Source organism: Thermodesulfobacteriota bacterium (assembly GCA_040756475.1).
In the GTDB taxonomy this organism is placed as follows: domain Bacteria; phylum Desulfobacterota; class Deferrisomatia; order Deferrisomatales; family JACRMM01; genus JBFLZB01.
In genome coordinates, this window is the sequence record JBFLZB010000172.1 from 1 (window position 1) to 9,755 (window position 9,755).

8 protein-coding genes are annotated in these 9,755 nt (G+C 72.8%); 4 read left to right on the forward strand and 4 right to left on the reverse strand.

All coding sequences use genetic code 11. From position 1 onward, the window contains the following. Positions 1-104: 104 nt before the first annotated feature. Together AB1578_18750 and AB1578_18755 are read left to right on the forward strand one after the other, a co-directional pair. Positions 105-821 carry a ComF family protein gene (locus tag AB1578_18750; GenBank protein MEW6489934.1) on the forward strand — a complete coding sequence of 239 codons (717 nt, stop codon included), beginning with the start codon at positions 105-107 and terminating at the stop codon, positions 819-821. A gap of 77 nt (positions 822-898) precedes the next feature. After that, the gene (locus tag AB1578_18755; protein MEW6489935.1) at positions 899-1,873 is read left to right on the forward strand and encodes a M23 family metallopeptidase; all 975 of its coding nucleotides are present in this window, start codon (positions 899-901) and stop codon (positions 1,871-1,873) included. On the opposite strand, the gene moaA is transcribed toward AB1578_18755, so the two are convergent. Beyond that, positions 1,870-2,859 carry a GTP 3',8-cyclase MoaA gene (gene moaA / locus AB1578_18760; protein MEW6489936.1) on the reverse strand — a complete coding sequence of 330 codons (990 nt, stop codon included), beginning with the start codon at positions 2,857-2,859 and terminating at the stop codon, positions 1,870-1,872. The two genes, AB1578_18755 and moaA, sit on opposite strands and share 4 nt — an antisense overlap. Next, the gene (locus AB1578_18765) at positions 2,856-5,153 is read right to left on the reverse strand and encodes a PBP1A family penicillin-binding protein (protein ID MEW6489937.1); all 2,298 of its coding nucleotides are present in this window, start codon (positions 5,151-5,153) and stop codon (positions 2,856-2,858) included. Before AB1578_18765 ends, moaA begins: the two co-directional genes overlap by 4 nt. 141 nt (positions 5,154-5,294) lie before the next feature. Between AB1578_18765 and AB1578_18770 the strand changes: the two genes are divergently transcribed. Both AB1578_18770 and AB1578_18775 read left to right on the forward strand, forming a co-directional pair. Beyond that, on the forward strand, positions 5,295-6,899 hold the full coding sequence (locus tag AB1578_18770) for a HEAT repeat domain-containing protein (protein ID MEW6489938.1): 1,605 nt from the start codon (positions 5,295-5,297) through the stop codon (positions 6,897-6,899). Next, positions 6,896-8,215, forward strand: a complete 1,320-nt coding sequence (locus AB1578_18775; protein ID MEW6489939.1) for an HD domain-containing phosphohydrolase — start codon at positions 6,896-6,898, stop codon at positions 8,213-8,215. Before AB1578_18770 ends, AB1578_18775 begins: the two co-directional genes overlap by 4 nt. Here AB1578_18775 and AB1578_18780 read toward each other — a convergent pair. After that, positions 8,199-8,774, reverse strand: coding sequence for a HEAT repeat domain-containing protein (locus AB1578_18780; protein MEW6489940.1), 576 nt, complete (start codon positions 8,772-8,774; stop codon positions 8,199-8,201). The genes AB1578_18775 and AB1578_18780 overlap by 17 nt on opposite strands. Positions 8,775-8,921: 147 nt before the next feature. Continuing rightward, a partial coding sequence (gene ybgF / locus AB1578_18785; GenBank protein ID MEW6489941.1) for a tol-pal system protein YbgF occupies positions 8,922-9,755 on the reverse strand: 834 nt, incomplete at its 5' end.

The window sequence follows — 9,755 nt, forward strand, 5'->3', positions numbered from 1 at the left end:
GGCCGGAGCCTCCTGCTCGACTGAAGGGCGGCCCGCCGACCGATTCAGGGAGCCGGGCGTCCCGGTGGTGCCGGGCGCCGCTGCGGGCGCTCGTTTAAGTCCAGCTGCCACCGCGTTGTACCCAGTGCCGAGTTCGGGAGGCCGAAGGGGCACCCGCCGCGCCCTTCTGCGGGCGGTGCCGGAGCCGCATGCAGCCCCTGGCGGAGCCCTTCTGCCCCTCTTGCGCCGTCCCCTACCCGGGCGCGGGCCCCTCCCACCCCTGTCCCCGCTGCCGGGCGGACCCGCCCGCGTTCTTCGAGCTGCGGGCCTGGGGTCCGTACCAGGGAGCCCTGCTGGAAGCCGTGCGGCGGTGGAAGTTCGGCCGAGACCCCTGCATGCGGGCTGCCGTGGAGGCGTTGGCCCGGGAGGCCTTGGTGCGTTTCTGGTCCGGGGTGACCTTCGGCGCGGTCGTTCCGGTTCCGTGCCATCCGTCCACCCTGCGGCGCCGGGGGGCCGGCCTGCCCGCCCTCCTTGCCCGGGCCGTGGCCCGGGAGGCCGGGGCCCCCTGGCGCCCCACCGCCCTCGAAAAGGCGCGGGCGGTGCCCGAACTGGTGGGGCTCGACGCGCAGGGGAGGGCGGCCGCCGTAAAGGGGGCCTATCGGCCCAGGGAGCCCCTGGACGGGACCGTGCTGCTCGTGGACGACGTGGCGACCTCTACCGCCACCGCCCGGGCCTGCGCCGAGGCGTGCCGGGAGGCGGGGGCCCTCCGGGTGTGCGTTCTCGCCCTGGCCCGCACGCCCCTCCACGGGCCGTCCCGGGCGGCGGCGGAGGAGGTGTTTTAGTTTGGTCGGGACCCCTCCCCTGTGTTACAAAACGGAGCACTTCGTGCCCCGTCTACCCGCCCCTGGAGGGGAGAGCCATGGCATCGGCTGGCGAGAACGTGACCATCGTGTGGCGCAGCCGGACCACCGGGGCGCGAAGCCGCCTCTCCTTGTCTCGACGCGCCGTCCTCTTCTTCGGCGGCGCGTGTCTGGCGGCGGCGGCTTGCGCCGCCGTGCTGGGGGCGGTGACGGTGCGGCTCTACCGGGACAACGGGGTGCTCTATGCACGCCTGGCCGACGGCGAGGAGGTCGCCCGCCGGCTGGCCGCAGCCGAGACCGAGATGGCTGCGGCCCGGCAGGCCCTGGCCCAGGTGCGCGCCGAGGAGGCCCGGATTCGCCAGTGGCTCGGCCTCGAGGATGAGGAGACGGCCACGCGGGAGGCGGAAGCCCCGGAACGGGCCGAAGGGGGTCAAGGAAGCCTGGGGGACGTGGACCTGGAGGCGGTCTCGCCCGAGGACCTGGCGGGGGCCGGCGCTGCCGAAGGCGCTCTCGAGGCGAGTCTGGGGCTTGCCGCCCGCTCCCTGGCCCTGGACCTGGCGGATCTGAGCACCCGCCTCCACGAGCGCAAGCGCCACTGGGACGCGATCCCTGCCCTGGCCCCGGTGGAGGGGGAGCACTGGGTGAGCTCGGCCTTCGGGTGGCGAAAGAGCCCCTTTACGGGGAAACGGGAGTTCCACTCGGGCGTGGACCTGGCCGGAGCCCGGGGCCTGCCCGTGGTGGCGGCCGCCGACGGCCTGGTGATCCGGGCGGTGAGCGACGCGGCCCTAGGCAAGGCCGTGACCCTGGACCACGGCAACGGCATCGAGACCCTGTACGGCCACCTGGACCGGCTTTCCGTGAAGGAGGGGGAGCGGGTCCGCCGGGGGCAGAAGATCGGCAAGCTCGGGAGCACCGGAAAGCGCTCCACCGGACCCCACCTCCACTACGCCGTGCGGGTCGACGGGAAGTACGTGAACCCGAAGAACTTCCTCTCGGAGCGGGGCACCTTCCCCTACCCCGTGGCCAACCGCTAGCCCCCGATGCGGCTCATGGCGATCCCGGAGCCGTGGGCGGGCTCTTCCCGGAGGCTGTGGCCCCGGGGCTTTCGGGCCACCACCTCCCGCAGCACCGCCGCGAGCTCGGCGTCCCCCGCGCCGGACCGCAGCAGGGCGCGCAAGTCCGTCTCCTCCCGTGAGAACAGGCATCCCCGAAGGCTCCCCGTGGCGGTGAGGCGCAGGCGGTTGCACCCCCCGCAGAAGTGGTCGCTCAGGGGGCTGATGACCCCCACCCGCCCTCCCCGGGGGAGTTGGAACACGCGGCAGGGGCCCGAGAGCTTTTCCGCCAGCAGCGGGACCAGGGGGTAGCGGGAGCGCAGGGTGTCGAGGATCTCTGCGGCGGGCACCAGGCGGGTCTCGTCCCAGGCGTCCTTTTCTGCGGGCATGAACTCGATGAACCGCACCTCGTACCCGCCCTCCTCGGCGAAGGCCGCGAAGTCGAGGATCTCTCCGTCGTTCACCCCCCGCAGGGCCACCACGTTGACCTTGACGGGGGAGAGTCCCTCGCGCCGCGCCGCCGCGATGCCGGCCAGTACCCGGGCCAGCCCCGGGCGGCGGGTGATGCGCTCGAAGACCTCAGGGCGCAGGGTGTCGAGGCTCACATTGACCCGGCGCAGGCCCGCCCGGCGCAGGTGTGGGGCCATCTCCTCCAGGAGCAGGCCGTTGGTGGTGAGGGAGAGGTCCTGGAGCCCCGCCACCCGGGAGAGATCTCCCACGAACTCGACGATGCCCTTGCGCACGAGGGGCTCGCCCCCCGTGACCCGCACCTTGCGGATTCCCTCCCCCACGGCGATCCGCACGATGCGCAGCATCTCCTCGTAGGAGAGGATCTCCGTGTGGTCCAGGGGGTGGACCCCGGCGGCGGGCATGCAGTAGATGCACCGCAGGTTGCACCGGTCGGTCACCGACAGGCGCAGGTAGTCGATGGTGCGGCGAAACCCGTCGCGCAGCGCGGGGCCGCTCATCGAAGGGCGTCCAGGGCTTGGGGGTCCGTGGGATCGAGGGTGGCGCTGGAGGCGGGCGAGAGCTCACCCCGGGGCGCCGGGCCGGGGGCGGAGCCCCGCAGGAAGGCCGCCGTAAAGGTCTTGGACCCCGCAGGCCCGGCCAGATATCCGGTCTGCGCGTCGACCCGGGCGAACTCCACCCCCTCGGGGACGGGGAACTCGGCGGCGGGGCGGCCCTGGACCGCCGCCCGCATGAAGTCGAGCCACACGGGAGCGGCCGCCCGGCCGCCGGTCTCGCCGCTGCCCAGGCTGCGGCTGTCGTCGTAGCCGAGCCACACGGCGGTCACCAGGTCCGGGGTGTAGCCGACGAACCAGGCGTCCCGGTTGTCGTTGGTGGTACCGGTCTTGCCCGCGGCGGGCCGGCCGAGCCCCCGGGCCCGCCGGCCGGTGCCCTCCTGGATCACCGCCTGCATCATGTGGGTGAGGACGTAGGCGGTCTCCGGCCGCAGCACCCGCTCCCCCTCGAGGGGGACGAAAGACTCCAACGGGACGCCGTCCCGGTCCTCTATCCGCAGGAGAAAGGCGGCGTCGCGGCGCACGCCGCCGGTCGCAAAAGCTCCGTAGACCTCGGCGAGCTCCAGGGGAGTGACCGTGGAAGCCCCGAGGGCCAGGGAGAGATCCGCGCTGATGGGGCTTCGGATGCCCAGGCGCTGGACGAAGGAGACGCCGTAGGGTACCCCGATGTCGCGCAGCACCTTGACCGTCACCACGTTGCGGGACTGCACCAGGGCGTCCCGAAGGAGGGTGGCCCCGTAGAACTCTTCCGAAAAGTTGCGGGGCTTCCACTTGTCTTCCAGGTCCGGGGAGGCGTACACGATGGGAGCATCGTAGATGAGCGTGGCCGGCGTGTATCCCTTTTCTACGGCGGCGGCGTAGATCAGGGGCTTGATGGAAGAGCCGGGCTGGCGCTGGGCCTGGACTGCCCGGTTGAACTGGCTCCGGGAGAAGTCGTAGCCTCCCACGCAAGCCAGCACCTCCCCGGTGCGGGGATCGAGACAGATCAGCGCCCCTTCGAGCTCGGGCTCCTGGACCAGGCTCGCCACCGTCTTGCCGTCGGGCGCGGCCTCCAGATCGCACAGCAACACGTCCCCGGGGCGCAGCACATCCGGGGGGGTGCGCCCCTTGGGGAGAGCCCAGGCCAGGCCCGCCACCGGCAGGGGCAGCTCGGTACCCCCGACGATCACGACCGCTCCGCCAGCGTCCACCCGGCGCACCAGAGCCCGGACGCGGGCCGGTGCCGCGGGGGTCTCCCCGGATGCGAAAGGCCCCAGCTCCGGGGGCTCGATGCGGCCCAGGGGCCCCCGGTACCCCTGGGAGCGGTCGAGCTCCTCCAGCCCCTTGCGCAGGGCCTGCTTGGCGGCAGCCTGAAGGCGTGAATCCATGGCAGAGATCACGCGCAGGCCGTCCCGCTGGAGGGAGGCGGCGCCGTAACGGGCCTCGAGGAGGCGCCGCACCTGCTCCGCGTAGTGGGGGCTGAAGGTGGCGTAGGGGTTGCGGACTCCGGCGACGGCGAGGGGCTCGGCATGGGCCGCCTCGGCCTCGGCGGGGGAGACCAGGCCCTCCTCGGTAAGGCGCGTGAGCACGTAGCGGCGGCGCTCCAGGGCCAGCTCGGGGCGCTGGAACGGGTTGTAGCGGCTGGGTGCCTGGGGCAGCCCGGCGAGCAGGGCCACCTGGGCCAGGCTCAACTTTCGGGCCGGGATGCCGAAATAGACCTCGGCGGCGGACTCCACGCCGTAAGCCCCCTGGCCGAGGTAGATCTGGTTCAGGTATAGATGGAGAATCTCGGGTTTGGTGAGGTTTTGCTCGATGCGCAGTGCGAGAACGGCCTCGCGCAGCTTGCGGCGGTAACTGCGCTCGGGGCTCAGGAGCAGCGACTTGGCCACCTGCTGGGTGATGGTGCTCCCGCCCTGGACGACTCTTCCCTGGCGAAAATTGGTCCAGGCGGCCCGGACGATGCCTCTCCAGTCGAGGCCCTCGTGGACGAAGAACTTGCTGTCCTCGGCGGCGAGGAAGGCCTGCACCACGTGTGGGGGCAGGGAGTCCACCGCCACGACCTTGCGGCGTTCCTCGGCGAACTCGGCCATGAGCACGCCGTCGCGGCTCCAGACCGTGGTGACCAGCGGGGGGCGGTACGCGCGGAGCGAGGCGATGTCGGGCAGGTCGGAGAGGGCGTCGCGAAAGGCCCATGCGATGAGCCCCGCCGCCACGGCCCCCAGGACGGCCAGGGCCAGGCCCAGGCGGGCCACGATGCGCATCGGGTTCCTGTGAGTGCAGGTGACGGGGCGCCCCCGAGGGAGCACGGCCCAAGGCCCATTAAACTAGCACACGGCTGACCCGGCGAACAAGAAACCCGATCCGGCGGTGCGAGCGTGACCAACCTTGCCGAACGATCCGTCTTGAGCGACCGCGCGGTGGCGGAAGCCCTCGTCGCCCTGCATCGGGCCGTGGCGGCCCACCAGTTCTATCCCGACCGGCACCCCATGCTCCTCGAGGCGCTCAAGGACGGCTTCCGGGTCATGTCCCAGGCGCAGGCCGACTACCGCTGGGAGGAGCCGGGTTTACAGCTGCGCTCCGGTGCCCTGTGGTTCGGTCACAGCCGCCTGGGGGAAGGGAGCCCCGCCGTGGGGACCCTCGCCCGCACCTTCTCGAGCCACGGCCTAGCGCTGCTGCGGCGCCGGGGAGAGGTCACGGCCGAGGCATACGGGTTCCTGGTCTCGCTGCTCGCCGCGAGCCCCGACGTGCTTGCGCCCCGGGGCGGGCTGGCGGAGGCCTGGAAGCGCTCGCCCTTCTCGGGGGTCTGGGAGCTCCAGGGCCTGGCGGTGCGCGCGGGAGACCACGCCGAGGGGGAAGGCAGCGGCCGGGGCCGGGCCCGGGAGGGGGACTGGGGCGCGGGGCTCGCGGCCGGGGTGGAGGCCGAGCTCCTTGCCGATCCCCGGCTATTTCGCCGCCTCCAGGCATTCCAGCAGAAGGGCTCCAAAGAAAAGCGCCTCCTGGACCTTCTCCTGAGCCTGGGGCGCACCCAGGAGATGCCGGTCTTCCTCGAGAGGTTGCGGGAGATCGCCCGGGAGCTCGATGGGTACGTGGAGGGCGAGCGGTACCGCGAGGCCTACCAGGTCGTGCTCTTCCTCTATCGGGAAGCCCAAAACATGGAGGCGGAGCGCCAGGAGGGGAAGAGGGACTATCTGCTCGACACCATCCGCCTGGCGGTCAAGGGGCCGCTTCTCCAGTGGGTCATCGAGCTGGTGGCCACCGGCAAGGGCGACGAAGAGGATGCCGAGTTGGGGGAGTACGTCTTGCGAGCCCTCGGCAAGGCGGCGGTCGTCCCCGCGATCAACGCGCTGGTCTCCGAGGGCAGCCGGCTCGGGCGCCGGCGGCTCGTGGACGTGCTCGTCTCCATCGGCGACCCCGCCGTGCCCTGGGCGGTCAAGATGCTCGACGACCAGCGCTGGTTCGTAGTGCGCAACATGGTCACCGTGCTCGGGGGGATCGGGACGCCCGATGCCCAGCGCGCCCTGGCGCGCCTGGCCGAGGACGGGGACGGGAGGATCCGCCGTGAGGTCGCCCGGGCCTTTGGCCGGATGTCGGGGCCCGGGGCGCAGGAACAGGTGCTGCGGCTCCTGGGCGATCCCGAACCGGCCGTGCGGCTCCTGGCCATCTCGGCGGCGGCGAGCTACCCCAGCGAGCACACCCTGGGCGCCTTGGTGTCCGTGTTCCGCCGCGCCGGCGCCGGTGCGGCGGACTGGAACCTCAGGGCGGCGGTGCTGCGGTCTCTCGGCCGGCTGGGCATGCCGGGAGGGGTCGATCTGCTGGCCGAGGTCCTGGGCAAGCGGCCCTTGTTTCGGCGCAAGCGCTGGCACACCTTGAAACGGGCGGCCGTCCAGGCCCTGGGTGACCTGGGGGGGGAGCGGGCGGTGGCCCTGCTCTCGGCCGTGAAGGAGCACCGGGACGTGGAGCTGCGCACGGAAGCGGCTCGCGCCCTGGGCGCTGCGGAGAAACGATGAGGTCGCGGCTGGACCGGGGGCGGGCCGAGGGACTGGTGCGGGCCCTGGCGGGCCTGGTCAAGACCCAGGCGCTCTACCCCGAGGGCCACGCGGCGGCCCTACGGGCTGCCCAGACCTTGGGCGAGGCCCTGGGCCGCGTGCTCTCCGAGGGGACGCCCGTGCTCCTCGGGGCCGCCGAGGGGTACCTGGTGGTGGGCGACGTGGCGTTTCTGGATCCCCAGCCCCAGGCGGCGGAGCTCTTCGGCCTTCTGGAAGGGCGAGGGGTCGAGGGGGTGATCCTCGAGCCAGAGGCGAGCGCCGGGGAGCTGGCGCGCTTTTGCGCCTGGCTGCGGAGCTCCTCGGAGGAGCCGTGGACCGGCAGCGAGGTCTCGCTTACCCGCCTGCGCCGGGGCAAGGGGAGCTGGGAGAGGGCCCTGAGGGCCCACCGCGTGGCCGTGGAGGCACTGGAGAAGGCCTACGAGGAGCTGCGGGAGGGACGCATCCCCGACCCCGCCGCCGCCCGGGCCTGCGTGCAGGAGTTCTCGGGGCTCCTGGCGGACAACCCCAGCCTGGTCAAGGGGCTGGTTCTGCTCAAGGACTACGACCGGTACACCTTCCACCACAGCGTGAACGTGTGCCTGCTCACCCTGCTCCTGGGGCGCCAGCGGGAGGTGCCGGAAGACGAGCTCGACAGCCTGGGGGTGGCGGGCCTGCTTCACGACATCGGGAAGACCCGGACCCCGGCCGACGTGGTGCGAAAGCCCGGACGCCTCTCCGCCGACGAGTGGACGGCCATGCTGCGGCACCCGGAGCACGGGCGAGACATCCTGCAAGAGATGGGGGGCGTGCCGGCGCCGGTCCCCCAGTTGGTCTACGAGCACCACATGCGCCACGACGGGGGGGGATACCCGTCGCGGTCCCCGGGGTATCGACTGCACCCCGACACGCCGCTCGTCACCCTGGCCGATGTCTACGACGCCATGACCACCCACCGCACCTACAGCGCGCCGCTTGCCCTGCCCGAGGCGGTCGGTGCCCTGGAGCGGCTGCGGGGGAGCCACTTTCCTTCGGAGTTCCTGGACGGCTTTCTCCAGGCGATGGGGCGCATTCCGGTGGGCTCGGTGGTGCGGCTCGCCACCGGGGAGGTGGCGGTGGTCATCCGCCTGGGGCCCGGCGGCGAGGTCGAAGCGGTGCGGGTGGCGATCGACCGGAGCGGGGCGCGGCTGCCCCTGGCCGAGACCGCGGTGCGGGAGATTCGCCCCTCGGCCGTGGTCCACTGGGTCAACCCCCTGGCCCACGGGATCGACCCGCTGGAGGTGCTCAGCTACGATTCGTGAAGGCCAGACGGCCCAGGGCCTCGACCGCGGCGGCGCGAACCCCCGGATCGGGGTGGGAGGCCAGGGCTGTCAAGGCAGGGGCCGAGGGAGCGTGGCCCAGGTGGCCCAGGGCGGCGGCAGCCCCCGCCTGCACCTGCGGCTCGGGGTCGTCCAGGAGGGGCGCCACCTGAGCCGCGGCGCGGCGATCGCCCAGCGCACCGAGGACCTCTGCGGCCCGAGCCCGCACCAGCGGGCTCTCGTCGCCCAAGAGCCGCGCCAGGTGGGCGGTGGCCCGCCAGTCGCGAAAATCAGAGGCCAGATCCAGGGCCGCCAGGCGCACGTCCACGGCCGGATGGGCCAGCGCCTGGAGGGCGAACTTGAGGCAGGTCTCGTCCCGCAGCCCTTCCAGGGAGCGCAGGAGCCCCACCCACTCCTCCCGGCGCTTCTCCCGCAAGTTTCCCAGGACCGCAGGGAGTGCCTCCAGGGCGTCGAGGCGGTCCAGTGCCCGGGCAGCCGCCGTGCGCACTCCGGGGTCGGGGTCTTGCAGGCGGGTCAGGAGGACCCGGCGCCGTGTCTCCACCTCAGCGCCTGCGAGCTGTGCGGCCCTTGCGCCGCACAGCCGCATCGGGCACCCGCCCGCGCCACGCCCCACGTCGCGCCGTGCGCTGCCGCGTTCCGGTCGGTACCCTTCCAGCCGTGCGGCTCTCCACGCTTGCCCTGCCGGCGCTCACTCCCCCAGGAGCTCCAGCTTCCTGCGGGCGATGGGGGCCTGCTCCGAGTTGGGGTGCTCCCGCAGGAGCTTGCGCAGCAGGATGCGCGCGTCCACGGGGTCCCCGATGGCGTCGAAGGCGAACGCCTGCTTGAGGAGCGCACCCGCGACCTTGCCCCCCTTGGGGAACCGCTGCACCACCTTGTCATACTCCAGGATCGCCTGCTCGTATTGCCCCTGGTCGTAGTGGCTCTCGCCGATCCAGAAGTAGGCGTTGCCGGTGAGGGGGGTGTCCGGGTGCTGGGCGATGTAGTCGCGAAAGAGCCCCCGGGCTTCCTCGTAGCGGCCCTCCTTGTAGGTGGCATAGGCCTTGTCGTAGAGGGCCTGGCTGCTCAAGGGAGCCGGCGCGCCGGGTGTCGGAGAAGAGGGCACAGGCGTGGGCACTGCCGCCACCGGAGCGGGGGGGGGAGCCGCCGCCCGCCTCTCCAGGGCTTCGAGGCGCCGGGCCAGGTCCGCAACGCTGGACTCCAGCGCGTCGACCCGCGGCGCCGCGGCCCCCGCTGCCGGAGTGCGCTCTGCGGCCTCCACGCGGCCGGAGAGACTTCGCACTTCGGCGCCCACTTCTTCCAGGCGCTGCCCCAGGTCGGCTACCCGGCGCTGGAAGTCGGGGTCGGCAGGGACAGACGGCGCGGGGGCGGCTCCCGCTTCCGCCACGGCCCGCTCCAGGCGCAGCAAGCGCACCTGAAGGTCGTCGATGCGCCCGCCCTGCTGGGCCACCTCCCGCTCGGTGACCGTGCAGGAGGTGACGAAGAACAGGGCGGGCAGGGCCGCCACCACCACGGCCCGGCCCGC

Coding starts and splice junctions, on each gene's coding strand:
- moaA (MEW6489936.1), bottom strand. CDS start 2,859: ATGAGCGGCCCCGCGCTGCGCGACGGGTTTCGCCGCACCATCGACTAC.
- AB1578_18755 (MEW6489935.1), top strand. CDS start 899: ATGGCATCGGCTGGCGAGAACGTGACCATCGTGTGGCGCAGCCGGACC.
- AB1578_18775 (MEW6489939.1), top strand. CDS start 6,896: ATGAGGTCGCGGCTGGACCGGGGGCGGGCCGAGGGACTGGTGCGGGCC.
- AB1578_18765 (MEW6489937.1), bottom strand. CDS start 5,153: ATGCGCATCGTGGCCCGCCTGGGCCTGGCCCTGGCCGTCCTGGGGGCC.